20 protein-coding genes are annotated in these 26,640 nt (G+C 69.6%); 4 read left to right on the plus strand and 16 right to left on the minus strand.

Going from position 1 to position 26,640, the window contains the following annotated elements:
• Positions 1 to 30 precede the first annotated feature (30 nt).
• The 4 genes from ACSMXX_RS10100 to ACSMXX_RS10115 all read right to left on the minus strand — a co-directional run bounded on the left by ACSMXX_RS10100 (position 31) and on the right by ACSMXX_RS10115 (position 4,089).
• Complete coding sequence (locus ACSMXX_RS10100) at positions 31 to 2,205, minus strand: peptidoglycan binding domain-containing protein (RefSeq protein ID WP_473183700.1); 2,175 nt, start codon at positions 2,203 to 2,205, stop codon at positions 31 to 33.
• Positions 2,206 to 2,334: 129 nt separating this feature from the next.
• On the minus strand, positions 2,335 to 2,898 hold the full coding sequence (locus ACSMXX_RS10105; protein WP_473183701.1) for a DUF6113 family protein: 564 nt from the start codon (positions 2,896 to 2,898) through the stop codon (positions 2,335 to 2,337).
• Positions 2,895 to 3,863, minus strand: a complete 969-nt coding sequence (mshB, locus tag ACSMXX_RS10110; protein WP_473183702.1) for an N-acetyl-1-D-myo-inositol-2-amino-2-deoxy-alpha-D-glucopyranoside deacetylase — start codon at positions 3,861 to 3,863, stop codon at positions 2,895 to 2,897. The genes ACSMXX_RS10105 and mshB overlap by 4 nt, the downstream gene beginning before the upstream one ends.
• Before the next feature lie 31 nt (positions 3,864 to 3,894).
• Positions 3,895 to 4,089: a hypothetical protein gene (locus ACSMXX_RS10115; protein WP_070011119.1), complete on the minus strand. Its 195-nt coding sequence runs from the start codon at positions 4,087 to 4,089 to the stop codon at positions 3,895 to 3,897.
• Positions 4,090 to 4,308: 219 nt separating this feature from the next.
• Between ACSMXX_RS10115 and ACSMXX_RS10120 the strand changes: the two genes are divergently transcribed.
• Complete coding sequence (locus ACSMXX_RS10120) at positions 4,309 to 6,528, plus strand: S9 family peptidase (protein ID WP_473183703.1); 2,220 nt, start codon at positions 4,309 to 4,311, stop codon at positions 6,526 to 6,528.
• Positions 6,529 to 6,630: 102 nt separating this feature from the next.
• On the opposite strand, the gene ACSMXX_RS10125 is transcribed toward ACSMXX_RS10120, so the two are convergent.
• The 5 genes from ACSMXX_RS10125 to ACSMXX_RS10145 all read right to left on the minus strand — a co-directional run bounded on the left by ACSMXX_RS10125 (position 6,631) and on the right by ACSMXX_RS10145 (position 12,881).
• On the minus strand, positions 6,631 to 7,749 hold the full coding sequence (locus ACSMXX_RS10125) for an ABC transporter ATP-binding protein (RefSeq protein ID WP_473183704.1): 1,119 nt from the start codon (positions 7,747 to 7,749) through the stop codon (positions 6,631 to 6,633).
• A 14-nt stretch (positions 7,750 to 7,763) separates the two neighbouring features.
• Entirely contained in the window at positions 7,764 to 8,837 is a 1,074-nt protein-coding gene (locus ACSMXX_RS10130; RefSeq protein WP_473183705.1) for an ABC transporter ATP-binding protein, read from the minus strand.
• Positions 8,838 to 8,847: 10 nt separating this feature from the next.
• Entirely contained in the window at positions 8,848 to 9,825 is a 978-nt protein-coding gene (locus ACSMXX_RS10135; protein ID WP_473183706.1) for an ABC transporter permease, read from the minus strand.
• Positions 9,826 to 9,954: 129 nt separating this feature from the next.
• Complete coding sequence (locus ACSMXX_RS10140) at positions 9,955 to 11,748, minus strand: ABC transporter substrate-binding protein (protein WP_473183707.1); 1,794 nt, start codon at positions 11,746 to 11,748, stop codon at positions 9,955 to 9,957.
• 86 nt (positions 11,749 to 11,834) lie between these two features.
• Positions 11,835 to 12,881 (minus strand): ABC transporter permease, encoded by a 1,047-nt coding sequence (locus ACSMXX_RS10145; protein WP_473183708.1) that lies wholly within the window; start codon positions 12,879 to 12,881, stop codon positions 11,835 to 11,837.
• A 492-nt stretch (positions 12,882 to 13,373) separates the two neighbouring features.
• Here ACSMXX_RS10145 and ACSMXX_RS10150 point away from each other — a divergent pair, with 492 nt between their 5' ends.
• Complete coding sequence (locus ACSMXX_RS10150; protein WP_473183709.1) at positions 13,374 to 14,357, plus strand: hypothetical protein; 984 nt, start codon at positions 13,374 to 13,376, stop codon at positions 14,355 to 14,357.
• Here the strand turns inward: ACSMXX_RS10150 and ACSMXX_RS10155 are convergent.
• The 7 genes from ACSMXX_RS10155 to ACSMXX_RS10185 form a co-directional block, all read right to left on the minus strand.
• On the minus strand, positions 14,321 to 15,409 hold the full coding sequence (locus ACSMXX_RS10155) for an ABC transporter ATP-binding protein (RefSeq protein ID WP_473183710.1): 1,089 nt from the start codon (positions 15,407 to 15,409) through the stop codon (positions 14,321 to 14,323). The genes ACSMXX_RS10150 and ACSMXX_RS10155 overlap by 37 nt on opposite strands.
• The gene (locus ACSMXX_RS10160) at positions 15,390 to 16,373 is read right to left on the minus strand and encodes an ABC transporter ATP-binding protein (protein ID WP_473184718.1); all 984 of its coding nucleotides are present in this window, start codon (positions 16,371 to 16,373) and stop codon (positions 15,390 to 15,392) included. The genes ACSMXX_RS10155 and ACSMXX_RS10160 overlap by 20 nt, the downstream gene beginning before the upstream one ends.
• A gap of 107 nt (positions 16,374 to 16,480) precedes the next feature.
• Positions 16,481 to 17,524, minus strand: coding sequence for an ABC transporter permease (locus ACSMXX_RS10165; protein ID WP_473183711.1), 1,044 nt, complete (start codon positions 17,522 to 17,524; stop codon positions 16,481 to 16,483).
• Between the two features lie 68 nt (positions 17,525 to 17,592).
• A complete protein-coding gene (locus ACSMXX_RS10170) occupies positions 17,593 to 18,516 on the minus strand; it encodes an ABC transporter permease (protein WP_473183712.1) in 924 nt (307 codons plus the stop codon).
• A gap of 14 nt (positions 18,517 to 18,530) precedes the next feature.
• On the minus strand, positions 18,531 to 20,171 hold the full coding sequence (locus ACSMXX_RS10175; RefSeq protein ID WP_473183713.1) for a peptide ABC transporter substrate-binding protein: 1,641 nt from the start codon (positions 20,169 to 20,171) through the stop codon (positions 18,531 to 18,533).
• A 306-nt stretch (positions 20,172 to 20,477) separates the two neighbouring features.
• Positions 20,478 to 22,346 carry a translational GTPase TypA gene (typA, locus tag ACSMXX_RS10180; protein ID WP_473183714.1) on the minus strand — a complete coding sequence of 623 codons (1,869 nt, stop codon included), beginning with the start codon at positions 22,344 to 22,346 and terminating at the stop codon, positions 20,478 to 20,480.
• Between the two features lie 200 nt (positions 22,347 to 22,546).
• Positions 22,547 to 24,826: an ABC transporter family substrate-binding protein gene (locus ACSMXX_RS10185; protein WP_473183715.1), complete on the minus strand. Its 2,280-nt coding sequence runs from the start codon at positions 24,824 to 24,826 to the stop codon at positions 22,547 to 22,549.
• Positions 24,827 to 25,082: 256 nt separating this feature from the next.
• On the opposite strand from ACSMXX_RS10185, the gene ACSMXX_RS10190 reads away from it, so the two are divergent.
• Together ACSMXX_RS10190 and ACSMXX_RS10195 are read left to right on the plus strand one after the other, a co-directional pair.
• Positions 25,083 to 26,042 (plus strand): bifunctional helix-turn-helix transcriptional regulator/GNAT family N-acetyltransferase, encoded by a 960-nt coding sequence (locus ACSMXX_RS10190; RefSeq protein ID WP_473183716.1) that lies wholly within the window; start codon positions 25,083 to 25,085, stop codon positions 26,040 to 26,042.
• Between the two features lie 285 nt (positions 26,043 to 26,327).
• Positions 26,328 to 26,633, plus strand: a complete 306-nt coding sequence (locus ACSMXX_RS10195) for a hypothetical protein (RefSeq protein WP_473183717.1) — start codon at positions 26,328 to 26,330, stop codon at positions 26,631 to 26,633.
• The last annotated feature ends 7 nt before the right edge of the window (positions 26,634 to 26,640 follow it).

Here is a 26,640-nt window from a genome sequence, read left to right on the forward strand (position 1 = left end):
CGGTCGTTCACCGGCCGCCCGGTCTCCGGCTCACTGCGCGTTGAGCTTGATCTCCGCCACGCGCTTGGAGGGGTCGGTCTCCTTGAGCGCGAGGCGCAACGCACCGGCCACGTCCTGCGGAGTGACGGGTGACTTGCTGCCGTCGCCACGGGTGATCTTCACGCCGTCGAACGTCGTGCCGTAGAGCTGCTTGAGGACCGGCAGATCGTAGGTGTCGACGAGGGTGCCGTTGACGGGCTTCATGGACAGGAACTTCGGCAGCGACTTCTCGGGGCTGAACTGGATCGAGGCGCTACCGGCCTTGACCGTCACAAGTCCGGACATGGCGGGCTTGCCGAAGTCCCGGATGGCCCTTGCGATTTCCTTCTTGCCGACCTGCGGCCGCTGCTGGGACACGGGCAGTTCGACCGGGCTGTTGTTCCCGGTGGCGGCGCGCGTGCGGTACGCGTCCTCCAGTTTCGCGGCGGCCTTGTCGGCATCGATTCCCTTGTGCGTCTTGCCCGGTACGCCGACGGCCTTGCCGCCGACGAACTTGACGAGCCCGTCCTTGGGAGTGCCTCCGACGCCGGTCTCCTTGGAGACCTGCTGCAGCGCCGACGCCATCTTCTCCTTGTCCACCTTGAGCGCGGGCTCCGACTCCCGCGCGGCGCCGAACAGCGAGCCGATGACGGTGACCGGGTTGTAGTCCCGTCCGGCGGCGCTGCGCACGGTGGCCTCGGTGTCCAGCGTCATGCCGGCGACGCTCGGCTTCAGCTTGGCCCGCTGGTCCGCCGCCACGACGGTGAACGCCTGAGTCGTACGGTCGCCGAACGCGGCGTCCAGCTTGTTGACGGCCTCATGGCGGCTCATGCCACCGATGTCGACGCCCAGCACGGTCGTGCCGTTCGGCACGTCTGCGTGGTCGAAGAGCAGGCCGGCGCCGTATGCGATTCCGATGATCCCGAGGACGCCGGCCCCGGCGAGCATCAGCTTCGAACGGCTGCCGGAGGACTCGCCGAGGTCTCGTGCCGCAGACGGAGCGGACGCGCGCTCGAAGGGCGAACCGGCAGTGCCTGGGCTCTCCTCGTCGGCCAGGCGTGGAGCCCGGCTCATGAGGGTGTCGCTGACGATGCGGTCGCTCTCCGACTCGTCCGCCACGGCGGCACCGCCGGCGCCGTTCGGGCCGCCGTAGGCGGGCAGGCCGTCAGGGCCGCCCGGTTCGCGGGCGAGCATCTCCTCGCCGGCGCCGCCGGGTGCGAACGGCGCGATGCCGGTGCCCAGTCCGAGAGTGGAACTCGCCGGTGGCTCGGGCGGCGCGGCGCCCTGGCCGGGCTGCGGGGGCAGCGGCATGTCACCGCTGACGGGGCCGGTCGTCGGCCCGTCCTGGCCACGGCCCGGGCCGGCGTCCGGGGCCCCGGGTGAGCCGGGGGCGGGTGTGCCGCCGGGCGGGGTGTCCGTGCGGGGCAGGGAGTAGGAACCCGTGTCGTACGGGTCGCTCGAACCGTACGAATCGCCCACGCCGTAGGGGTTTCCGAGGCCGTACGGGGCGTTGTTGCCGTACGGGGACTCCGCCGCACCCGGCGTCGTACCGGAGTCCGCGGGACCGCCCGGACGGGGACCGGCGCCCGGGGCGGCACCCGGACCGGCGAGGGTCCCGGAGGCGGAGCCCGGACCGGAAGCGGAACCCGCACCGGCACCCGGGCCACCGCCCGAGCCCGGTTTCGCCTTGCGGGGGGCGAACCAGTCGCTGGTCTCCTGCTTGAACTCACCGCTGCCGGAGGTCTCCTCGGACCCCCGCGACGGGCCGGGAGCACCCGGGCCGGACACACCGGCCGCTCCGGCACCTGCGCCTGGTGCGGCGCCGGGCCCGGTGCCCGGGGCACCGTCGCCGGGGGCGCGCAGCGGGTGCGCGTCGTCCGCCGGCGAGGGCCCGTTCTGGTCCGTGCCGGTCCTGCCGCCGGCAGCGCCCGACTCGCCTTCGCTCACGGGCGTGCGCATCACGACGGGCGGAATCGGCCGCGATCCGGGGATGTTGATGCGGATGCGGGTCGTCAGCGTCGTCTCGGTCTTGCGGTCTTCGGGCCGCCGCTGCGCGTCGGACGCCGTCTCCTCCGGATCGGCGGAGTCGCCCGAGGCGCCGGGGCCGTACGGGCCGGTGCCCGGCGGGTACGACGACCCGCCACGGCCCTGCGGCCCGGAGGACGAACGGTCAGTTTCACGACTCAAAGCAGGTACTCCCGGTTGGGTTCGCCGTCCATCATGCTTGTCCCAGAACGACTCGCCGGCGCGCACCAGCTTACTTGGGGTCGCCGCCGCGGGACCCTCTCCCTCGTAATCCCCTGGACAGCGGCCCCGTCAGCGGTACTTGTGCCCTGGCACTGGCGGTGCCGGCAGCGCGATCGTGGCACACATCACAGCGGCGAGCACCCCGCCCAGCAGAAAGACATACGAACCGGCGCCCGCACCGAAGACGAAGTCGCCCTCCGCGCGCGGGGAAGTCAGCAGGAACGCGGTGACCACCCAGCCGGCTCCGGGCGCGGCCGCTCCCACCCGCGTACGGCACAACTTGGCGCCGGCGCAGAAGAGTCCGACGGCTCCCGCCAGCGCGAGCAGCAGACCGCCGGGGAACCAGCCGCTCTGCACCAGCGCACCGGCCGCCGCGGTCAGCACACCGAACGCGAGGAGCACGAGGTAGACGAGCGCGCGCGCCGTGCGTGACGCGGGCACCCTTGCGGGCCACGGCGGTTGCTCCGGCCGTCCTGTTCGCGGGGGTTGATCCTGGGTTGCGCCCTGGCCGCCGCCACCAGCGTGCCTCTTGGCCGCCTGCCCCTTGCGGGCTTGCCCCTTGCCGGTCTGTCCGTTGCCGGCTTGCCCGTTGGGGGCCTGGCCGCGCTTCTCCTCGTCACCGTCGCCGCTCATGCGCCCGCTCCTGCGAACAAGTCCTTCGTGATGCCGCCCGCATGCTCTCGCGCGGGATGCGCCAGGCGGTAGTACTCCGTACTGATCAGGGGCTGACCGAGACCGTTGGAGAGGGCGAACGTGTCGCCCTCGACGGCGATCTGGGTCGCGTGCGCACGCATGGCCGCGGCCTTGGCCTCCGCGTGGGACCGGCCGTCGACGACGGCGTCGACGGAGCTCTCGTCCTGCACCAGCCCCGGCACGTCCTCCGCCTCCGCCACCGCGGCGTACGGAGAGAACGGGTGCCGGAGGCTCTCCCTCAGCCGTGCCAGGCCCGGCTCGACGACCGGCCGGGGCACGCAGTTCCAGTAGATGCGGGCCACCTCGTGCGGCTCGCCCGCGCCGGGCTCGAAGGCCTGGTCGGCGGCCAGTTCGGCCGCTCGCATGGCCACGCGGTGCGCCTGGATGTGGTCGGGGTGGCCGTAGCCGCCGTCCGGGTCGTAGGTGATCATCACCTGCGGACGCACCTCGCGGACGACCCGGACCAGATGCAGCGCCGCCTGATCGAGGGGGGCCTGCCAGAAGCAGCCGGGATGCCGGTTCGTGGAGAGTCCCATCATCCCGGAGTCGCGGTAGCGGCCGGGGCCGCCGAGGAAGCGGTGGTCGGTGACGCCGAGTTCGCGCATGGCGTGGGCGAGTTCACCCATGCGGTGACGTCCCAGCGGGGTGAGACCGCCCGGCGGCTGCTCCGGGGCCGCGTGGCCGCTCCCGGGCTCCGGGTTCTGCCGCTCCGGTCGCGGCTGTTCCGGCGCGAGATGCGCCAGTTCGGCGGGGATGACCTCGCCCTCCTCGCCCAGAGTGCATGTCACCAGCGTGACGTGGACGCCCTCGGCGGCGTACTTGGCCATGGTGGCGCCGTTGTTGATCGACTCGTCGTCCGGGTGTGCGTGCACCAGCAGCAGACGCCGGTCAGGAGCTGCGCTCATGCCCCTGACCCTACGGCTCCCCTCGAACGCCTCAGAACTTGATGTCCCCGAGCATGCCCGCCACGTTCGTCGTCAGGTCGTTGATCGTCGGGGCGATCGACGAGCCTGCCAGGTAGAACCCGAGCAGCACGCACACCACGGCGTGCCCGGCCTTCAGACCCGACTTCTTGACGAGCAGCAGGACGATGATCAAGAGCAGCACGACCGCCGAAATCGAGAGTGCCACGGCGGTTCACCTCCAAGTACGCGCGGTCGGGCGACGGATCCGGACAGCATGAGCCCATGACACGAGCGGGCCACCGGCTGCATACCCGGCTCCCGCCTCGCGCAATGGATCATAACTACCCGTCAGACGGCATGGGCCGGGTGCACAGGTGCAGACGAGGGGCGCATATTCGATTCCGGCCACGGCGGCGCGCGCCCGCCAGGCTCTACGCTCTGCCGCATGGCCACTTCCTTCCCCCGTCAGTACGCGCGCACCCAGCGATTCACCCTGGGCGCCCCGCGCGCTTTCACCGTCGCACCGGACGGCTCGCGCGTCGTCTTCCTCCGCTCCCGCGGGGGCACTGACCGGGCGAATCTCCTCTGGGTGCGCGATCCTTGCGGTCCGCGGGAGTACGTCGCGGCCGACCCCGCGAGTCTGCTCGGGGGCGCAGCGGAGGAGCTGTCCGCGGAGGAACGCGCCCGCCGTGAACGCAGCCGCGAGAGTTCCGCCGGAATCGTCGGATATGCCGCTGACAAGGCGGTGGAATGTGCGGCGTTCACGCTCTCGGGGCGTCTGTTCGTGACGGATCTGCGCACCGGCGACTGCCACGAGCTGGACACTCCTTCGCCCGTCGTCGATCCCCGCCCCTCCCCCGACGGCACCCGCATCGCGTACGTCTCGGGCGGCGCACTGCGCGTCATCCGCACCGACGGCACCGGCGACCGCGCGATCGCGTCACCGGAGAACGACCGGATCACCTACGGTCTGGCCGAATTCGTCGCCGCGGAGGAAATGGACCGCAGCCGCGGCTTCTGGTGGGCTCCGGACGGCGAGCGGCTGCTCGTCGCGCGAGCCGACGACACACCGGTTCAGCGGTGGTGGATCGCCGATCCGGCGCATCCGGAGCGGGAGCCGTCCGAGGTTCCGTATCCGGCGGCCGGCACGTCCAACGCCGATGTCACGCTGCATCTGGCGGGCGCGGACGGCGGGGAGCGCCTGGAAGTCGAGTGGGACCGCGGGCGCTTCCCGTATCTCGCCCGCGTCCACTGGTCGCCCGGAGGCCCGCCGCTGCTGCTCGTACAGTCACGTGACCAGCGCACGCAGCTCCACCTGAGCGTCGATCCCGCTACGGGCTCGACCAGCACGCTGCACACGGAGGAGGACCCGGACTGGCTGGAGCTGTTCGCGGGCGTGCCCGCCTGGACACCGGACGGACGGCACGTGCGCATCGAGGACGCGTCCGGTGCGCGGGTGCTGACCGTGGGCGGCAGCCCCTTCACGTCTGCGTCGTTGCACGTACGGGCGGTGCTCGACATCGGCGCGGACGGGGTGCTCTTCTCCGCCTCGGCGGGCGCCGGCGGGGGCCTGGAAGGCCAACCCGGCGACATCGGCGTCCACTTCGCACGCTTCGCCGACGACGGCTCCTGCGGCGGCATCGAGCGGCTGACCGACCCTGACGGTGACCCGGGGCCCGAGGGCGCTGCCGCCACCGGCGTGCCCGGCGAAGGGCCGCCCCATGTGGCCTCCGCCGTGCGCGGCGGCGACACCGTCGTGCTCTCCACCGCCTCGCTGTCGCGCGCCGGTTCGCGCGTCGCCGTCGTGCGCATGGGCGGCCAGGGCCGTGCGCTGCCGCTGAAGCCCCTGGACGTCGTGCCCTCGCACGCCGAAGTGCCCGTGCTCGCCACGGCACCGCGCCTGCTGCGCACCGGCGAGCGGCGGATTCCGGCGGGCCTCGTACTGCCCACGGGCCACCGGGACGGAGACGGTCCGCTCCCCGTCCTCATGGACCCCTACGGCGGCCCGCACGGCCAGCGTGTGGTCGCGGCGCACAACGCCTGGCTCACCTCGCAGTGGTTCGCCGACCAGGGCTTCGCGGTGATCGTGGCCGACGGCCGCGGCACGCCGGGCGATTCGCCCGCGTGGGAGAAGGCGGTCTCACGGAACATCGCGGACGTCACGCTCGACGACCAGATCGAGGCGCTGCGGTCGCTGGCGGCGGACCATCCGCTCGACCTGACGCGGGTCGGCATCCGCGGCTGGTCGTACGGCGGTTACCTGGCCGCGCTCGCCGCCCTGCGCCGTCCCGACGTGTTCCACACGGCTGTCGTGGGCGCCCCCGTCACCGACTGGCGGCTGTACGACACGCATTACACGGAGCGCTACTGCGGCACGCCGGAGGATGACCCCGAGGTGTACGCCCGCTCCTCCGTGATCACCGACGAGGGGCTCTCCGGCGCGGCCGCACAGCACCGTCCGCTCATGCTGATCCACGGCCTGGCCGACGACAACGTGGCCGCCGCGCACACCCTCCGGCTCTCCTCCGCACTCCTCGCGGCGGGACGGCCGCACGAGATGCTGCCGCTGTCGGGCGTCACGCACATGACGCCGCAGGAGCAGATCGCGGAGAACCTGCTCCTGCTTCAAGTGGCGTTCCTCAAGCGGACGTTGGGCGTCGCCTAGCCGGTAGCCGGCTGTCGGTGCCTGGCCGAACAGCGGCGACGGCGAAGGGCGCCGCCGCGACCTCGTCGTCGCGGCGGCGCCCCTGTTCCCCGATGCACTGGCTCAGGCGTGGCCGCCGGACTCCATCGCCTGGAGCGCGGAGTCCAGGACGACGTCCTCGTCACGGCCCGTCGTCGATCCCTCCTCCGGGAAGTGGCACGCGGTCAGGTGGCCCGCGGTGTTGCCCGTGATCTGGACCAGCGGCGGGTCCTCCGTGGAGCACTTCTCCTGCGCCTTCCAGCAGCGCGTACGGAACCGGCAGCCCGAGGGCGGGTTGATCGGCGAGGGCACGTCGCCCGCGAGGCGGATGCGCTCGCGCTGGTCCTCCTCGCCCTCGTCCAGCCTCGCCTCCGGCACTGCGGAGAGCAGCGCGTGCGTGTACGGGTGGCGGGGGCGCTGGTAGATGGACTCCCGGTCGCCGACCTCGACGATCTTCCCCAGGTACATCACCGCGAGACGCTGCGAGAAGTGCCGCACGATCGCCAGATCGTGCGCGATGAAGACGAAGGCGATGCCCATGTCGCGCTGCACCTGCTGGAGCAGGTTGACGACCTGCGCCTGGATCGAGACGTCCAGCGCGGAGACCGGCTCGTCCGCCACGATCAGCTTCGGCTCCAGCGCGAGGGCGCGGGCGACCCCGATGCGCTGGCGCTGGCCGCCGGAGAACTCGTGCGGGAAGCGGTTGTAGTGCTCCGGGTTGAGACCGACGGTCTCGAGCATCTCCCGGATGCGCTTCTCACGGCCGCCGGGCGGATTGATCCCGTTGACCTCCATCGGGTTGCCGATGATGGAGCCGACCGTCTGCCGCGGGTTCAGCGACGAGTACGGGTCCTGGAAGATCATCTGGATCTCGGAGCGTACGGATGCCATCTCCTTGCGGCTGGCGTGCGAGATGTCCTTACCGCGGTAGGAGATCTTGCCGCGCGTGGGCTCCAGCAGCCGCGTCAGCAGGCGACCCGTCGTCGACTTGCCGCAGCCCGACTCGCCGACGAGACCGAAGCTCTCGCCGGGCATCACGCTCATGTCGATGCCGTCGACGGCCTGGACGGCGCCCACCTGCCGCTTGAACGGGAAGCCGCCCATGATCGGGAAGTGCTTGGTCAGGCCCTCGACCTTCATCAGGGGCTCGCCCGATGCCGGCACGTCGTCCTGCGGCTTGGTCAGGGTGAGTTCTTCGCTCATTGCTGTGATTCTCCCTAGCCCAGCCGGGGTTTGATCTGCTCGATGAAGAAGGTCTTCTTCTGCTCACCCGTCAGGTGGCAGGCGGCGCCACGTCCCTCCGGCAGCCCGGGGCGGTCGGCGGAGCAGGACTTGCCGCCGGCCACCTCCTGCACGTAGTCGCACCGCGGGTGGAACGGGCAGCCCGGCGGCGGCGCGAGCAGGCTCGGCGGTGTGCCCTTGATCGGGACCAGCTCTTCGTTGACGTCGCCCGCGAGGCGCGGCATGGAGCTCAACAGGCCCCAGGTGTACGGGTGCTGGGGTGCCCGCAGCACCTCGGCGACGCTTCCGCGCTCCACGGCGCGGCCGCCGTACATCACGAGGATGTCGTCGGCGACGTTGGCGATCACGCCGAGGTCGTGCGTGATGAAGACGATCGCCGAACCGAACTCCTGCTGGAGGTCTTTGAGCAGGTCGAGGATCTGGGCCTGCACGGTCACGTCGAGCGCCGTCGTCGGCTCGTCCGCGATGAGCAGGTCCGGGTTGCACACGAGCGCCATCGCGATCATCGCGCGCTGCCGCATGCCGCCGCTGAACTGGTGCGGGTAGTCGTCGACGCGCAGCTTCGCGTTGGGGATGCCGACCTTGTCGAGCATCTCGACCGCCCGCAGATGCGCCTCACGCTTGGAGGCGCCCATGTGCTTGCGGTACGGCTCGGCGATCTGACGGCCCACCGTGTAGTACGGCGAGAGCGCCGTGAGCGGGTCCTGGAAGATCATCGCCATCTTGTTGCCGCGGAGCGACTCCAGCGTCTTCTCCCGCGCGCTGGTCAACTCCTGCCCCTCCAGCAGGATTTCGCCGGAGATGTCTGTCTTCTTCGGGTTGTGCAGCCCGAGGATGGACAGGTTCGTCACCGACTTGCCGGAGCCGGACTCGCCGACGATGCCGAGGGTGCGCCCGCGCTCCAGGTCGAAGGAGAGGCCGTCGACGGCCTTTACGGTGCCGCCCTCGGTGTCGAAGTGCACATACAGGTCGCGTACGGAGAGGAACGCGCCGGACGCGCCCGCATCGCGCGGGGCCGGGACGTCCGCTTCCTGGGTCAGGGTGGTCACAGCGGTACTCCTAGGCCAGCCGCACGCGCGGGTCGATGAATGCGTATGCGGCGTCCACGATGACGTTGAAGAGGATGATGAAGGTCGCCGAGAAGAGCATGACGCCCATCACCATGGGCAGGTCGGTGTTCTGCACGGACTCGACCGCCAGCCTGCCCAGGCCCGGCAGCGAGAACGTCCACTCGGTGATCATCGCGCCGCCGAGCAGTGAACCGAGGTCCACACCGAAGATCGTCACGATGGGGATGAGCGAACCGCGCCAGGCGTAGCGGAAGAAGACGAACTTCCCCGACATGCCCTTGGCCCTCGCCGTGCGGACGTGGTCCTCGGAGAGCTGCTCGATCATCGAAGAACGCGACAGACGTGTGTAGTTGGCGGTGAAGATGATCTGGATCACCAGCCACGGGATGAGCAGGCCCATGAACCAGCCCGTCGGGTCCTCCGTCAGCGGAACGTACGTCGGCTGGTCCAGGAGGCCCAGGTTGAACACGAGGAGTGCGAGCGCCAGCGGGCCGACGAAGTAGATCTGCAGCGAGCTGAGCACGAGGGAGCCGGTGCTGAACAGCTTGTCGGCCAGCGTGCCGCGCTTCCAGGCGGCGATCATGCCGGCACCGAGCCCGATGATCAGGAAGACGACGGCACCGCCGATCGTGAGCGAGACCGTGGTCGGGAAGCGGTCGAGGATGGTGTTCCAGACCGGGTCCTGGTTGGCGAAGGAGTAGCCGAAGCACGGGGCGGGACAGGCGCCCGCGGCGAAGTCACGGCCGGCGAAGATGCCCACCATGAAGTGCCAGTACTGCATCGGGATGGGCTCGTCGATGCCCATGTTCTTGCGGATGACTTCCAGCGCCTCCGGCGTGCAGTTCTTGCCACAGGCCAGCATCGCCGGATCTCGCGGTACGGCGTAGAAGAGGAAGAAGGTGACCGCGCTGATGACCAGCAGGATCACCATCGCGCCGAGGAACCGGCGGACGAGGAAACGAAGCATGACGGAACGCAGCTCTCGTGGGCAGCGGATTCAGTGGTGGGGGAACGGGCCCGTGGCGCCCGCCCCCTGGGGAAGATTCCAGGAGGGCGGGCACCACGGTCGGCGCGAGCAACCGCGCCGTGCGCGCTGTTACTTCTTCACGTACAGCTGGGTCGGGTCGATGCTGCTGAGCACCGTGCTGTTCACAGCGCCGCCGACCTTCGATCCGTACAGCTGGATCTGCTTGTAGTACATCAGCGGAACGTCGGGCAGGTCCTCCTTGAGGATCTTGTCCGCGAGCTTGGCCCACTCCTTCGCGGCCGTGTCCGGGTTCTTGATCTTGGAGATGCGGTCCATCTCCTTGTTCATCTTCGGGTTGTTGTAGTGCGAGTAGTTCGACGCACCGTCCTGCACCTGCCGGCCGTCCAGCGTGGGCGGAACGACGGTGGAGGCACTCGGCCAGTCGGCACCCCAGGAGGAGTGGTACATGTCGTACTTGTTCTTGACCTTGCCGATCTGGTCGTAGTACGTGTCCGCGACGATGTCCTTGAGCTGGACGTCGAACCCGGCCTTGGTCAGGTTGTCCTTGGCCGCGATCGAGTAGTCCTGCCACTCGGGCGCGTTCTGGAAGGCGAAGGTGAGCTTCTGGCCGGTCTTGCCGGCCTCCTTCAGAATCCGCTTGGCCTTCTTCACGTCACCCTGCGGGTTCTCGACCTTGCCGTACGGGTCGGACTCGGTGTGGCCGGCGACCGTCGGGCTCAGGTAGTTGCCCGCCAGCTCACCGCCGCCGGAACCGCCGAAGGCCTGCACCAGCGACTGGGCCGGCAGTGCGTAGGCGATGGCCTCACGGACCTTCTTGTCCTTCAGCCGGTCCATGTTCAGCGAGATCTTGCCGACGTAGGACTGGTAGCCCGAGAGCGAGCGGTCCTTGACCTTCGGGTCGGAGCGCACCGACTGCATGCTGGACGCGTCGACCTGGTTGGTGTAGCTGACCGCGGTCTGGTTCTCCGCACTGTCGGAGACCAGGCGCTTGGTCGAGGCCTCGAAGGAGACACCGAACTGGATGTTGTGCGCGTCCGGGTAGGCGTGACGCACCGGGTCCGTCTTGGCGTCCCACTCTTCGTTGCGCACGAGCTTCATGCTCTTGCCGGACTTGAAGGAGGCGATCTTGTACGGCCCGGAGGACACGGGCTTCTTGTCGTACTTCTCCTTCGTGTCACCCTTCTCCTGGACCGCGGCGTATCCGGCCATGCCCAGCGCGTACGGCAGGTCGGGCTGCGGGTCCTTGAAGTGGAAGACGATGGTCTTGTCGTCGGGCGTCTCCATCACCTTGTCAGGCAGGTGGTCGCCCTTGTACGGGCCGTCCGGCAGCAGCTTGCGGTAGTCCGTGCCGCTCTTGCCCGCCAGCCACTGCTGGATGAAGACCGGGCCCTCGGAGATGAACGGCGCGAACTGCCGCTCGAAGGTGTGCCGGATGTCCTTGGACGTGATCGGGGAGCCGTCCTCCCACTTGATCCCGTCCTTCAGCTCGTACTTCCAGGTCCTCTTGTCCTTGGAGGACTGGCCGCTGCTCTTGGCGAGGTCGCCGACGATCGTGTACTTGCCGGCGCTGTCACGCTTGTAGGAGGTCAGACGCCGGTGGATGAGGGTCGACATCGTGCCCTCGTCGCTGACGTACATCTGCGCCGGGTCGAGGTGCGCATAACTGTCGCGCTGGTAGACGGTCAGGTCGCCGCCCTTCTTGGCACCCTTGACCGCCTCGGCCGGGCCCTTCGAGGCCGCCTCGTCACCGAACTCGTACCTGACCTGCTGCTTCGTGGCGTCGTCCTTGCTCACGTCCCCGGCGTCGCCGCCGCCGCCGCTGCTGCACCCTGTGAGGATGAGAGCGCCCGCGGCGAGCCCCACGACGGAGACGCGCGCCGTACGCATCCTGAATCTGCTCATGGTGGTGGTAGCACCTGCCTGTCGGTTGTCTGTTGCTGCCTGACTCATGCGGTGCTGGGGTGGCAGCACCCCCCGCTGCTCGGTCTTCAACGTCCCGATTTCGGGTCGAAGGCGTCCCTGACCGAGTCCCCGAGCAGGTTGAACGCGACGATGAAGACCACCATCGCGACGCCGGGGAAGATCATGTAGGTGATGTCGCTCTGGTAGACCTCGGCACCTGTGGCGAACATCCGGCCCCAGTCCGGTGTGGAGGCCGGCATGCCGACGCCGAGGAAGGAGAGTCCGGCGACGGCGGTCACGAAGTTGGGAAGCATGTAGGTCGACTGCACGAGGATCGGCGTGACCACGTTCGGCAGGAGTTCCTTGCGGATGATCCGCCAGGGCGGGGTGCCCGCGACCTTCGCGGCCTCGATGAACTCCCGCTCCCGCAGGGTCAGTACCTGCCCGCGCAGCAGCCGTGCGAGAGTCATCCAGCCCAGCAGCCACATAACGAAGATCAGCACCGACGCCCGGAGCCAGGTCGGCATCTCGTCCTGGGGGCTGACCACCAGGGCCCCGACCACGGGGACGAAGGCGACGAAGAAGAGCTGGTTCGGGAACGACATCATCAGGTCGGTGAGGCGGCCGAGGAAGTAGTCCGTCTTGCCGCCCATGTAGCCGCCCGCCACACCGATCACGATCGCGAGGCCCACCGAGAGGATCGTGATGACCACCGCCAGCGAGAGCGAGGTGCGCATCCCGTAGACGAGCTGGGTGAAGACGTCGCGACCCAGCCCCGGCTCCAGACCGAACCAGTACTCGGCGTCGATGCCGCCGTTGGGCTTGACCGGGTAGCCGTTGTCGTTCAGCAGTCCCGGCTGGGTCTGTCCGTAACGGGTCCACGGATCCTTGCCGTAGAGCCAGGAGATGACGGGGGCCAGCGCCGCGATCGCGAACATCGTGAGAACCACGATGGCCGAGGTGACGCCCGTACGGTCGCGCTTGAAGCGCATCCACATGAGCTGGCCGGGAGAACGGCCCACGAGCTGGTCTTTGACGGGTTCTTGGCCGTCTGAAGGCTCGGAGGTCAGGCCGACGCCGTCGGGATCTGGGGTCTCTGCCCCGGCGATCGCGGCCTGGGATGGACTTGTCATCGTGTCTGCGCCCCCGCGCTCGTCATCTATGCGGATAGATCCATGCGTTGGCACGCTGGCAGTCCGTGCCATGGGTTGAGGAGACTTTGCAAGTGAATAACTGCCCAGTCAAGGGGTACCGGCGGCAGCATGTGGACCCTCAGCGCATCTTGAGCGAAGGTTTTGCAGATTGAGGTCACAGCGTGCTTGACGAGCTTCGCGGCTACCAGACATGTCGTCATATGGAGCCTTGAAACGCGTTAACGCGACCGCAACTCAGTCGTCGCAGCTCCGATATACGGACCCGCCACTCTGAACTTCGTACGGCCGTGCGGGTGCCGTAACGCCGGGCCGGGTGCGGGGCCATGCCGCCCCCGGCCCGGCCGCTGCGGGCCCGCGATGAGCCGCCGCGAACCGCCGATGAACGCCACAGTAAACTTGGCCGACGCTCCGACGCCGCCGTCCGGTCCCGAGCCGTACGGCGCCCGGGAAACCGCACCGCGGGGGAAGCAGATGAGCCAGGACAGGACGCTGAGACCCGGCGCGCGCTCGGCCGGCGCCGCGCTGCTGGCCGCGCTCGCGGTGCTCGATCTCGCCTGGATCGTCCGGGACTTCAGCAAGGCCACGGATGTGACCGACGCGTGGTGGATGTGGTCGGGCCTCATCTTCCGCGCGCAGGACGGCATATGGGCCAGCTCGTTCGTGGAGCCCACACTGCTCATCCTGTACACCGTCTGCACCGTGACCGTCGTGGTCTCCTCGGCCGCCCGCGGCATCCTCGTCTCGGCAGGCGTGCTGACGATCCTGCTGCGCGTCCCCACCCTGTGGAATCTCAACGCCAGTTGGGTGCAGAGCGGTGTCTCCGACGGTCTGCGGCTCAAGGTCCTCTTCAGCGTGATCGCCATGCTCGTGACCGCCGCCGCGCTGATCGTCCTCGCGGTGGCCGGCCGCCGCAGCGTGCCGCCCGGCTCCCCGGGCGCCGGCGCCGCCCGCGACGAGGCCCCGGCACCTCCCACCCGCGCCGGCGGCGTCGCCGCGTGCGTGCTGCTGGCCCTGGTGGCCGCGGTGCTGGTCTCCTGGGAGATCCACTCGGCGGCCGAGCAGGGCTGGGAGCTCTACTCGCAGCACTTCACGGGCGACAGGTCGCTGGCCACGCTGCTCGCCGTACCCGAGAGCTGGTACGGCTCCACCCTCGCCCTGGTCTCCCTGTACGCGGCCGGCGCCGCCCTCACCCGCGCCCCGCACTCGCGTCCCCTCGGCTTGACGGTGAGCGGACCGCTGCTCGGGCTCGGCCTCTTCCACCTCTCCTTCGCGGCCAAGTCCGGGCTGCTGGGCGGCTTCGGACGGCTCGCCGCGCGCGACCAACTGTGGCTCTGCACCGCGGTCTTCGAGATCCTCGCCGCCCTGGGTGTGCTGCTCGCCCTCTCCGCACGCCACGGTGACACCACCGGCCGCGAGCCTCACTCCGGGACGATCAGGGCCTTCTCCTCCGCGTAGTGGCACGCCGAGGGGTGGCGTGCCGGCCCCTCCGCCGGAGCCGCGGGGACCAGCAGTGGCGGCTCCTCCCGCGCGCACCTCTCGTCCGCCTTCCAGCACCGCGTGCGGAAGCGGCAGCCCGAGGGCGGGTTCGCGGGCGAGGGCACGTCGCCGTCCAGCACGATGCGCGAACGCCCCGCCTCCGCCCCGGGGTCCGGTACGGGCACGGCCGACAGCAGCGCCTGTGTGTACGGGTGGGTGGGGTGCTCGTAGATCTCGCTCTCCGTGCCGGTCTCGACGAGCTTGCCGAGATACATCACGCCGACCCGGTCCGAGATGTGCCGTACGACGGACAGATCGTGAGCGATGAAGACGTACGAGAGGTCGAACTCGTCCTGGAGCCGCTCCATCAGGTTGACCACCTGCGCCTGCACCGAGACGTCCAGGGCGGAGACCGGCTCGTCCGCCACGATGATCTCGGGCCGCAGGGCGATGCCCCGGGCGATGCCGATGCGCTGCCGCTGGCCCCCGCTGAACTGGTGCGGATACCGGTTGACGTACTCCGGGTTGAGCCCGACGACGTCCAGCAACTCCCGTACCCTGCGCCGCCGGTCGCCCTTGGGCGCCGCCTCGGGATGGATGTCGAAGGGTTCGCCGACGATGTCGCCGACCGTCATGCGGGGGTTCAGCGAGGTGTAGGGGTCCTGGAAGACCATCTGGATGTTGCGGCGCAGGGCCTTCAGTGCCCTGCCGCTCAGCCGTGTGACGTCCTCGCCCTTGAAGTGGATGCTCCCCGAAGTGGGCGCCTCCAGGCTCGTCACCAGCTTCGCCACCGTGGACTTGCCGCACCCCGACTCCCCCACGATGCCGAGGGTCTCGCCGCGCCTCAGCTCGAAGGAGACACCGTCGACGGCCTTGACCGCGCCCACCTGCCGCTTGATGACGACGCCCTGCGTGAGCGGATAGTGCTTGACCAGATCCCGTGCCTCCAGGATCGCCTCGCCCGGTGGGCGCGGTGCGAGAGCCGCGGGCGCCGGCTGCGCGCCCGTGCCGTCACTCGGCGCACTCGTCATCGAGCAGCTCCTTCCAGAAGTGGCACGCGCTGGCCCGGCCCACCCCGGCCTCGTACAGCGGAGGTTCGTCGGCGTGGCAGACGGGACGGGCCGCCGGGCAGCGAGGGTGGAAGCTGCATCCGGGCGGGATGTTCAGCAGGCTCGGAGGCAGCCCCTTGACCGCGTTGAGCTGCTGCCCCTTCTGGTCGAGACGGGGGATGGAGTCCAGCAGGCCCCTGGTGTACGGGTGCGCGGGCGCCCGGTAGAGGTCGCCGACCGGGGCGGTCTCGACGATCCGTCCCGCGTACATCACCGCGATCCTGTCGGCGACGTCCGCGACAACGCCCAGGTCGTGGGTGATCAGGATCAGGCCCATCCGGTATTCGCTCTGCAGGTCCGCCAGCAGATCCATCACCTGCGCCTGGACGGTGACATCGAGCGCGGTGGTCGGCTCGTCCGCGATGATCAGCTCCGGTTCGAGGGCCAGCGCCATGGCGATCATGATCCGCTGCCGCATGCCGCCGCTGAACTGGTGCGGGTAGTCGCCGGCGCGTGCGCGGGCGGCGGGGATCCGTACGCGCTCCATCAGCTCGACCGCCTTGGCCCAGGCGTCCTTGCGGGAGGCGCCGCGGTGCACCTGGAACATCTCGCCGAGCTGCCGTCCGACGCTGACCACCGGGTTCAGCGCGGACAGCGCGTCCTGGAAGATCATCGCCATGCGGGCGCCGCGGACGGAGCGGCGCTCCTCCGCGGACACCTTCAGCAGGTCCCGTCCGTCGAAGAGGATCCGGCCGTCCGTCACCCGTCCCGGCGGTGAGTCGAGGATTCCCATCACGGCCTGTGCGGTCACGGACTTGCCGGAGCCGGATTCGCCGAGCACGGCCAGCGTCTCGCCGGCCTCCACGGCGAAGCTGACACCGTCCACGGCCGTGGCGACACCGTCGCGGGTACGGAACTCCACGCGCAGGTCCCGTACTTGGAGCAGCGGCGTGGCGTGTGCACCCGTGCCGACGCCGGGCCCGTCGCCGGGCTCGCGCCCCTCATCAGGAAGCGGCCCGTGGCCTGGCTGAGTCCGTGTCACGTACGCCTCCCTCAGCGCAGCTTGGGATCGAGGGCGTCGCGCACGGCGTCGCCGAGCATGATGAACGCCAGCACGGTCAGGCTCAGTGCGGCGGCGGGGTAGAGCAGGATGTGCGGCGCGTTGCGGAACTGCATCCCCTGCGACGCGTCGGAAATGTCCGCACCCCAGGAGACCGTGGGCGGCTGCAGCCCGACGCCCAGATAGCTGAGGGTCGCCTCCAGGGCGATGTACGTACCGAGCGCGATGGTCGCCGTCACGATCACCGGTGCGATCGCGTTCGGGAGGATGTGCCGCACCAGCATCCGCGCGTTGCCCGCGCCGAGGGCACGGGCGGCCAGTACGTAGTCGTTCTGCTTGGCCGCGATGACCGAGCCGCGTGCGATACGGGCGATCTGCGGCCAGCCCAGCAGCACGATGAAGGCGACCACGGTCCACACCGAGCGGCTGCCGGTCATCGACAGGAAGACCAGCCCGCCGAGCATGATCGGAATGCCGAAGAAGATGTCGGTGAGCCGCGAGATCAGCGCGTCCCACCAGCCGCCGAAGAAGCCGGCGAGCCCGCCGAAAACGCTGCCGGCGGCGGCCACGCCCAGGGTCGCGCAGACGCCGACGGTCACGGACGTACGGGCGCCGTGCACCACCCGCGTGTAGACGTCGCAGCCCTGGGCGTCGAAGCCGAACCAGTGGCCCGGGGAGGCCGGGTCGAGGGACCTGTCGAGCCGGCACGAGAGCGGGTTCCGGGTGGCGATGAGGCCGGGCCACAGCGAGATCAGTACGAGGAAGAGGATCAGCAGCGCCGAGACGATGAAGACGGGGTTGCGTCGCAGGTCGTGCCAGGCGTCCGACCACAGACTGCGGGCCCGCTCCCCCGGTGCGGGCTCCTGGGGGGCGGAGGGCGGTGCCGCGGGGTCGGTGCCCGGGGCGGGCGCCAGACCGGCGGCGCCCACGGCACCGGCTTCCGTGCCGGCCCCCGCGGGAGCTCCGGCGGCCGCGCCGGCCGTCACTGCGGTGGGTTCGCCGGCGGCCGACGGACTCTCGGGTGCGCGCTCAGCCATGCGTCACCTCCCGTCCGTCGTTCGCGCTGCCGGGCGGACACGCCCTCGCGGATGCGGTGCCGTCGGTTTCACGCATAGCGGATCCTCGGGTCGAGCACGGCGTAGAGGAGGTCGACGATCAGATTCGCGAGCAGGAAGACGATCACGAGCACCGTCACGAAGCCGACGACCGTCGGCGAGTTCTGCCGCACGATGCCCTGCCAGAGCTGGAAGCCGACGCCCTGGATGTTGAAGATCCGCTCGGTGACCAGGGCGCCCGCCATCAGGTTCCCGACGTCCGTGCCGAGGAAGGTGACGACAGGGATCAGCGAGTTGCGCAGCAGGTGACGCACGTTCACACGGGCGCGCGGCAGCCCCTTGGCGAGTGCGGTGCGTACGTAGTCGGCGCGGGAGTTCTCGCTGATGGAGGCCCGCGTCAGCCGCGTGACGTACGCGAGCGACAGCAGCGCCAGCACCAGCCCGGGCACCAGCAGTTCGCCGACCGGCGCCTCCGGGGAGACGGCCGGAGAGATCCAGCCCCACTTCACGCCCAGCAGATACTGCACGAGGGTGCCGGTCACGAACGTGGGCACCGAGATCACCACCAGGGTGAGCATCAGCACCGAGCTGTCGACGGGCCGGCCGCGCCGCAGGCCGGTGACCACGCCGAGGGCGATGCCGATGATGATCTCGATGACGATCGCGATGACCGCGAGCCGCAGTGTCACCGGAAACGCCCTGCTCATCAGCTCGGTGACGGGCTGTCCGTTGAAGGCGTTGCCGAACTCACCGGTGAAGATGTCGCCCAGGTAGAGCAGGTACTGCAACCACACAGGCTTGTCGAGATTGAACTGCGCGCGCAGCTGTGCGGCGGTGGCGGGGTCGGGCGCCCGGTCCCCGAACATCGCGTTGACCGGGTCGCCGACCGCATACACCATCACGAAGATGAGGAACGTCGTCCCGAGGAACACCGGGACCATCTGGAGCAGTCGTCTGATGACGTAGCGCCCCACGGTAATTCACTCTCTCACTTGACTCTGATGTCGGTGAACACCGGGACGGAGAAGGGGTTGAGCCGCACGTCGCTCACCCTTTCCGAATAGCCGGCGTTGCCGTCCTGGTACCACAGGGGAATGGCGGGAAGGTCCTTCAGCACGATCTCCTCGGCCTTCTGGAACTTGCTCACCGCTTCCTCCTCACCGGCGGCATTGGCCTCGTCGATGAGTTTGTCGACGCGCTTGTCGGAGTATCCGGCGTCGTTGGACGAGGCCCCGGTGTAGTACAGCGGCTGCATGAAGTTCTGGATCAGCGGATAGTCCATCTGCCAGCCGGTACGGAACATGCTCTTCAGCTTCTTCCCCGCGATGTCCTTGCGGAATTCGCTGAAGGTGGGCACCGGATTGACGGTGCACGCGTTGTCCTTGTCGAGCGTGTTGTTGATGCTGTTGCACACGGCGTCCATCCACTGCCGGTGCGAGCCGGTGTCGACGTTCGAGGTCAGCGTCACCTTGCCGCCGGGGAGCCCGCCCGCGTCCTCGATCAGCTTCTTCGCCTCTTTCGGGTCGTACGTGCAGACCTCGCCGCACATCCCGGGCTCGTAGCCGCCCGACTTCGTCAGTACGGGAGAGGTGAGGTCACCGGCCGGCTTGCGGGTGCCGTGGTAGATCTTCTCGGTCACTTCCTTGCGGTTGATCGCCATCGACAGGCCCACGCGGACCTGCTTGGCCTTCTCGGTCTGCCATTCCTTCCTGTAGAGCGGCAAGGAGAGGGTCTGCAGAATACCGGCCGGCTGGTTGATGTAGCGGCCGTCGAGGTCGCGCTTCGCGTTCTTGAGCTGACCCGCGGGCAGTTCGTCGAACACGTCCAGGTTCCCGGCCTGCAGGTCGGTGTAGCCGGTGTTCTGGTCCGTGTAGACCTTCAGCTCGACGCCCTTGTTCTTCGGCTTGTCCGGGCCCGCGTACTCCTTGTTGACCGACAGCCGCATGGACTGCCCCTTGGTGTAGGAGTCGACCTGGTACGGGCCGTTCCCCACGGGCTTCTTCAGCCAGTTCGCGTGGTCCGTGAAGAACTTCTCGGGGAGCGGCGAGAAGGCCGCGTAGCCGAGGGTGTCGGGCCAGAGGGAGAACTTCTGGTTGAGCTTCACCTTGAAGGTGTTCTTGCCGGTCACCTTCAGGCCGGACATCTTCTTCGCCTTGGGCTTCGCGCTCTCGTTCTCCGGGTGCACGTCGTCATAGCCGTCGATGTACTCGAAGAAGTAGGAGCTCACCTGCTTGTTGGTGACGAGCGCGCCGTAATTCCAGGCGTCGACGAAGGACTTGGCGGTGACGGGAGTGCCGTCCGAGAACTTCCAGCCCTTCTTCAGGGTGATGTCGAAGTTCTGCTGGTCGTCGGTCTTGATCGATTTCGCGACGGCGTTCTCGGCCTTGCCCGTCTGCGGGTTGTAGCGCTTGAGTCCCCGGAAGGTCATCTCAAGGACCTTGCCGCCCTGCACCTCGTTGGTGTTTGCGGGTTCGAGCGGGTTCTGCGGGTCGGTCCAGAAGGCGCGTACGATGCCGGCGTCCGAGCCGGCGGCGGCCCCGCCGCCGGCTCCCCCGCCGCACCCCGCAGCCGCCAGGGTGACGACCGTCGCACAGCCGAATGCCCACGTGACACGCGTGGCTCCACGCATGGGGTGCCTCCTCGGTACCGCCGACGTCCTGCCTTGCGGACCAGATAACACCCTTCTCGCATCTTCATCTCGCCGGCCCGGCGGCGCCGCGGGGCAATTCACGCAGGAACGCCCGTCTGCCACGGCCCATTCCGGGGCCGGACAAAGGGAATTGACGCAAAGGAAAAACGGCGGGCCCCCGTACGTCCGGTGGGGTGACCGGACTCCGGGGGACCGCCGCTCCGCGACGCCGGGGCGGGCCGAGCCTCCCGCCGCCCGTATCAGCGCTCGGCGCTCAGCGCTCGGCTCCTTCAGCGCGCGTGGGGCTCAGCGCTTGGCGCGTGCCGCCGCCCGTCCGCGCGCCTTCTGGTCGAGCTCCACCTTGCGGATGCGAACCGTGTCCGGCGTGACCTCGATGCACTCGTCCTCGCGGCAGAACTCCAGGGCCTGCTCCAGCGAGAGCTTCCGCGGCGGCACCAGGTTCTCCGTGGTGTCGGCGGCTGCCGCCCGCATGTTGGTGAGCTTCTTCTCCTTGGTGATGTTCACGTCCATGTCGTCCGAACGCGAGTTCTCGCCGACGATCATGCCCTCGTACACCTCGGTGCCCGGCTCGATGAAGATCGTGCCGCGCTCCTGGAGATTCATCATCGCGAACGGTGTCGCCGACCCCGCCCGGTCCGCGACGAGCGAGCCGCTCCGCCTCGTACGCAGATCGCCGAACCACTTCTCGTGCCCCTCGAAGAGGCTGTGCGCGATGCCCGTGCCCCTGGTCTCGGTCAGGAACTCCGTGCGGAATCCGATCAGGCCGCGGGCGGGGACGATCCACTCCATGCGGATCCAGCCGGACCCGTGGTTGGTCATGGTCTCCATGCGCCCCTTGCGCGAGGCCATCAACTGCGTGATGGCGCCCATGAACTCCTCGGGTGCGTCGATCGTCATCCGCTCCACGGGCTCGTGCAGCTTCCCGTCGATCTCCCGCGTGACGACCTCGGGCTTGCCGACCGTCAGCTCGAAGCCCTCACGGCGCATCGTCTCGACGAGGATCGCGAGGGCCAGCTCGCCGCGGCCCTGCACCTCCCATGCGTCGGGACGCTCGGTCGGCAGGACGCGGAGCGAGACGTTGCCGATCAGCTCGCGCTCCAGCCGCTCCTTCACCAGCCGGGCCGTCACCTTGTGGCCCTTGCCGCCCTTGCCGACCAGCGGCGAGGTGTTCGTGCCGATCGTCATCGAGATCGCCGGCTCGTCGACGGTGATGAGAGGCAGCGCGACCGGGTTCTCCGGGTCGGCGAGCGTCTCGCCGATCATGATGTCGGGGATGCCCGCGACCGCGCAGATGTCGCCGGGGCCGGCGGCCTCGGCGGGCTTGCGGGTCAGCGCGTCCGTCATCATCAGCTCGGTGATGCGTACGTTCTGCTCCGAGCCGTCGCGCTTGAGCCAGGTGACGTTCTGGCCCTTCTTCAGCGTGCCGTTCTTCACGCGCAGCAGCGCGATCCGGCCGAGGAAGTTGTCGGCGTCGAGGTTGGTGACGTGGGCCTGGAGCGGCGCGTCCTCCTCGTACGTCGGCGCGGGGACGGTCTCCAGCAGGGTGGTGAAGAAAGGTTCGAGATTGGCGCTGTCGCCGGGGACCGTGCCGTCCTCGGGCTGGGTGAGCGATGCGACGCCGTCGCGCGCGCACGCGTAGACGATGGGGAACTCGATCTGCTCCTCGTCCGCGTCCAGGTCGAGGAAGAGGTCGTAGGTGTCGTCGACGACGGCGGAGATGCGGGCGTCGGACCTGTCGGTCTTGTTGATGCACAGGATGACCGGAAGCCTCGCTTCCAGGGCCTTGCGCAGCACGAACCGGGTCTGCGGGAGCGGCCCCTCGGAGGCGTCCACCAGCAGCACCACGGCGTCCACCATCGACAGGCCGCGCTCGACCTCACCGCCGAAGTCGGCGTGGCCGGGGGTGTCGATGATGTTGATGACGACGGAGTCGCCGCCCTTGGGGTGGTACTTGACCGCGGTGTTCTTCGCGAGAATGGTGATGCCCTTCTCGCGCTCCAGGTCGTTCGAATCCATCATCCGGTCGTCGACCGACTCCAGCTGATGCGCGGCGAATGTCCCGGCCTGCTTGAGCATGGCGTCGACGAGGGTGGTCTTCCCGTGGTCGACGTGGGCGACGATGGCGACGTTGCGGATGTCATGGCGCGTGGGCATGGCTGACTGACGCTTCTCCCGGATCGTGGGTGGGCACGGGTGCGCAGCTGCTCCTCACGCGCCCTGCCGGGCTGATCTCGCCGCGGCTCCGTCAACCATGGTAAGGCCCGGCCACCCGGGGGACGCCTTCCGCCCTGTCCGGGGGCCGGGCCTGGAGCCGGGGGCCGGGCCTGGTGCCGGGCCGTCGCCGTCGTCCGGCGTCACTCCTTCTCGAAGCCGATGTCCTGATAGCGCGGGGTCTGGAAGCCGAAGGCACCGGCGTTGGCGACCTTGTCGCCGGCCGCGACGAGCTGTGGGCGCTGGTAGAGCGGCACCGAGCCCGCCGCCGCCCAGATCCGGGCGTCGGCCTGCTTGATGAGGTCGTTGCGGGCGCCGTCGTCGAGCTCCTTCGACGCCTGGTCGAAGAGCTGGTCGATCTGGTTGGTCCCGACGCGCGTGAAGTTCTGCTCGACGAGCAGCGAGCCGTCCGCCGCGGCGGCCGGCTTCGCGAAGATCGGACGGGCGTCGGTCGCGGGGTAGGCGGTGCCGGGCCAGGAGTAGATGGCCAGGTCGTAATCGCCGGTGGCGATGTGCTTGCGGAAGTAGTCCTTGTCGGGGACCTGCTTGACCTGCGTACGTACGCCGATGCGGGTCAGCGCCTTGGCGATCCGGGCACCGGTGGCCCTGATCGACTCCGAGCCCGGCCCCTTGGGGAGCACGAGACGCAGCGTGAGCGGCTTGCCCGCCTTCGTACGCTGCACCTTGGCGCCGCCGTCGGAGAGCAGCCGCAGTTCGTCGGCGTCGGCGCGTACGCGCGTGGCCTGCTTCAGGGCGGTCCGGGCCTTGCGCACCCTGCTTTCGGAGCCGCTCGCCTGCGCCTTGCTCAGCTGGAGCCGGGCCGCCTGCGTCATGAGCGAGGCACGCTGCCCGGCGGTGACCGGCGAGAGGGTCAGCGGCTGGGCGGCGAGCCGGGCGGCCTCCTGGACGCCGACGGGGGCGACGGCGGGTGCGGCAGCTCCGGCCCGGTTCTGGGCGCTGCTCTGCTGGGCGTTCTTGTCACCGGCGTTCTTGTCGCTGCCGCCGTCCTTGCCGTCCTTCTTCTTGCTGTCGTTCTCCTTGCTCTCCTTGCCGCCCTTGTCGCCGTCGTTCTTGTCGCCGTCCGCGTTCTTGCTGCGGTCACCCTTCTTCGCGTCCGCACCGGCGGTGGACTCCGAACGCGCGCCGCCGTCCTTCCAGCCGGCTTCCGCGAGGAGCGACTGGGCGGATTCCACGTCCTGGTCCCCGAGGGCGTCGCTGTTGTCGGCGTATCCGTCCTGGTCGATCATCCGCAGGTGGCTGCCGAGCGCCTTCACGGGCAGCCCCGTGCCGCGCAGGGCGCGCTTCGCGATCGCCTCGCGGTCGATGGCGCGGGCGACGGCCCTGCGTACGCGCTCGTCCGCGAGCGGACCCTCGGCGCCGTTGAGCGCGAGCTGCGTATATGCGGGTTCGAAGGCATGGCGTACGGCGACGTGGCGCAGCTTCCCGTCCCGCTTGGCCTGCTCGCGCAGCTCGTCCGCGGACTTGCGTGCCTGATCCTGACCTTTCCGGCTCTTGGCGTCCTCCTCCCCGCCCTTGTGCGCCCGGACGATGCTGCGCACGGTGGCCACATCGACCTCGGCGAGGTCGAGCTGTCCACCGCGCAGCGCCTCCTGGCGTTCGTCGCGCGGGACGACGCGCAGCACGATCCGCTTCAGCTTGGCCTCGTCGCCCCACCACTTCTTGTTCCGTACGAGCGTGACCGCGGTGTCGCCCCGGTGGATCTTCTCGACGCGGAAAGGGCCGGCGGAGACCGGAAGCGATCTGCGCGCGGCGTGGTTGAAGTCGTCGGCGCGGGCCATGACCGTCCGCGGGTAGAGGGGCGTGAACAGGGATTTCCAGTCGGCGTACGGCTTGCGGAAGACGACCTTCACCTCGTGCCGGTTCGCGCCCTTGGTCACCTTGCCGATCCGGTCGTAGCCCGCATTGCGCGCGGCACCGAACGACTTCTTCTTGCCGCTGAGCGCCTTCCACTGGGCCTTGAAGTCGGCGACGCCGACGGAGCGCCCGCTGCTCCACTTCGCCTTCGGGTTGAGCTTGTAGACGACGGTCTGGCGCGGTTCCTCGGCAGTGACGTCGGCGGCCTCCAGGTAGTCCGGGTTGAGCTGCGGGCGTGCGGCGGCGTCGAGCGTGAAGAGAGAGGGCAGCATGGCGCCCGTGATGCGTTCGGTCGTCGTGTCGGCCTGGGGCCGGAAGGCGTTGAGGGTGGGCGGCAGGGAGTCGACGGCCCAGTGCAACGTGCCTCCCGACGCGACCTGCTCGCGGTCGAGATGCGGAACGTCGCGCGAGGCGCCGCTGCCGCCTCCTTCGGAACTGGGGCCACCGTCGTCGCCGGATGTGCACCCGGCGAGCGGGATCAGTGCGCCTGCCAGGAGGAGTGCGAGTGAACGCCGGGTGGCTGCGTCGAGAGCTTGCGCGGCTGGCATGTCTGAGACCTCCGGGGCTGACGGGGTCCGACTGTGCGTACACGCGGCTCGGTGCCTGCGTGGGCACGTTCGGCGGCATAGGCGTTTCATCACATCTATCGCCCACTGAAGGGGAGGCCGTGTGCCGTGGCGCGGAGGCTCGGCCGCGTCGCACGGCAAGCCACCCGGGCGGAGCACAGAGCCGCGGAAAGGGGGAGACAGAGGGCCGCAGAGAGACATACCTTTGACTCAGTCAAAGGAAAAGGGAGGGTGTGCGATGGCCACTCGGACCGTCCAGGAGATGCGTGAGTTCAACCGCTTCTACACGAACCTCATCGGCGCGCTCGACTACAGCCGCCACCTGCACACCCCTTACACCCTCACCGAGGCGCGGGTGCTCTACGAGCTGGTGCACGCGCCGCGTACCGAGGCCGCCGATCTGCGCGCGGCGCTGTCCGTGGACGCCGGCCAGCTGAGCCGTATGCTCGCGCGCTTCGAGAAGCGAGGGCTGGTCACCCGCCGCACCTCGGAGCGCGACGCCCGGCGCGTGCAGGTGGAGCTGACCGCGGAGGGCCGGGAGGCGGCCCGGCTCCTGGAGGAGCGTTCGCAGAGCGCGGTCGAGTCGATGCTGGACGGCATGGCGGAAGCGGAGCGCGAGCTGCTGGCGCAGAGCCTCACCGCGGCCCGCGGAATCCTGGAGGGCGGCTCCACGCGGGAGGGCGACGCGGCACGGGAGGGCGTCGCGGCACGGATACGGATCCGGGCGCCGGGCCCGGGCGACATGGGCTGGATCATCGAGCGCAACGCGTCCGTCTACGCGGCGGAGTTCCGCTGGGACGCGACGTACGAAGCGCTCGTCGCACGCATCGTCGCCGAGTTCGCCGCCGGCCACGACCCCGCTCGGGAGGCGGCCTGGATCGCGGAGCTCGACGGGCGCCGGGCGGGCTGCGTCATGTGCGTGCGGGACGGCGATCAGGACGCACATGACACAGCCCGGCTGCGGCTGCTGCTCGTCGACCCGTCGGCGCGGGGGCACGGGCTCGGGGACCGGCTCGTCGGCGAGTGCGTCGACTTCGCGCGGGCCGCCGGCTACCGGGAGCTGGTGCTGTGGACCAACGACGTACTGGCGGCTGCCCGGCACATCTATCAGCGGGCCGGGTTCGAGCTGGTCGGCGAGGCGCGGCACCACAGTTTCGGCCACGATCTGACCGGCCAGGACTGGCGGCTGCTGCTGTGACGTCCCGGGCGGGCCCGGGGTCCGTCGTTCCGGATCCGCGGGACGCGCCCCCGTCCCCGCCGATCACGGGTATGGTCCGGCCGGACGTTCTCTTTTGTCGGCTGCGGGGAGCCGCCGCTACCCGTCCGGGTGACGGAACTTGGTGATCATGCCCCGCACGGGGTAAACCCGTGCAGCGCCCTTCACAAGGGGGAGTGTGAAGAGCGACACTCGCCATCTCACCTGGGCACGCAAGGCGCTCATGTACACAAGCCAGCCGCCACGACCAGCGGAGGTAGGCACGTCATGTCACCTCACACGTCACTGCACGACGACCTGACGGCGGCCCAGCGCTGCCTCGACGAACTCACCCGGACCGTCGCCCGTCTGGAGAACACCCTCGGCAGCGGCCTGGAGGTCAGGCGCGTACGCAGCGACGCCGAGCATCTGCGGGAGTCCCTGGCACTGCTTCGTGCCGCTTCACCGGCCGCCGGGACGCCCGGCGCGGCACATCCCGAGATGGTCACGATCCCGGACAAGCCCTACGACCACGGCCTGTGGTCGGACGTCGATGACGAGGGGGTGGGCGCCAAGGACCGGCACGCGCCGTGAGCCCCGC

The sequence above is a fragment of the Streptomyces sp. DSM 116795 genome, assembly GCF_055792905.1.

Coding starts and splice junctions, on each gene's coding strand:
- ACSMXX_RS10190 (WP_473183716.1), top strand. CDS start 25,083: ATGGCCACTCGGACCGTCCAGGAGATGCGTGAGTTCAACCGCTTCTAC.
- ACSMXX_RS10150 (WP_473183709.1), top strand. CDS start 13,374: ATGAGCCAGGACAGGACGCTGAGACCCGGCGCGCGCTCGGCCGGCGCC.
- mshB (WP_473183702.1), bottom strand. CDS start 3,863: ATGAGCGCAGCTCCTGACCGGCGTCTGCTGCTGGTGCACGCACACCCG.
- typA (WP_473183714.1), bottom strand. CDS start 22,346: ATGCCCACGCGCCATGACATCCGCAACGTCGCCATCGTCGCCCACGTC.
- ACSMXX_RS10155 (WP_473183710.1), bottom strand. CDS start 15,409: ATGACGAGTGCGCCGAGTGACGGCACGGGCGCGCAGCCGGCGCCCGCG.
- ACSMXX_RS10105 (WP_473183701.1), bottom strand. CDS start 2,898: ATGAGCGGCGACGGTGACGAGGAGAAGCGCGGCCAGGCCCCCAACGGG.
- ACSMXX_RS10195 (WP_473183717.1), top strand. CDS start 26,328: ATGTCACCTCACACGTCACTGCACGACGACCTGACGGCGGCCCAGCGC.
- ACSMXX_RS10145 (WP_473183708.1), bottom strand. CDS start 12,881: ATGACAAGTCCATCCCAGGCCGCGATCGCCGGGGCAGAGACCCCAGAT.
- ACSMXX_RS10185 (WP_473183715.1), bottom strand. CDS start 24,826: ATGCCAGCCGCGCAAGCTCTCGACGCAGCCACCCGGCGTTCACTCGCA.
- ACSMXX_RS10140 (WP_473183707.1), bottom strand. CDS start 11,748: ATGAGCAGATTCAGGATGCGTACGGCGCGCGTCTCCGTCGTGGGGCTC.
- ACSMXX_RS10135 (WP_473183706.1), bottom strand. CDS start 9,825: ATGCTTCGTTTCCTCGTCCGCCGGTTCCTCGGCGCGATGGTGATCCTG.
- ACSMXX_RS10125 (WP_473183704.1), bottom strand. CDS start 7,749: ATGAGCGAAGAACTCACCCTGACCAAGCCGCAGGACGACGTGCCGGCA.
- ACSMXX_RS10120 (WP_473183703.1), top strand. CDS start 4,309: ATGGCCACTTCCTTCCCCCGTCAGTACGCGCGCACCCAGCGATTCACC.
- ACSMXX_RS10175 (WP_473183713.1), bottom strand. CDS start 20,171: ATGCGTGGAGCCACGCGTGTCACGTGGGCATTCGGCTGTGCGACGGTC.
- ACSMXX_RS10165 (WP_473183711.1), bottom strand. CDS start 17,524: ATGGCTGAGCGCGCACCCGAGAGTCCGTCGGCCGCCGGCGAACCCACC.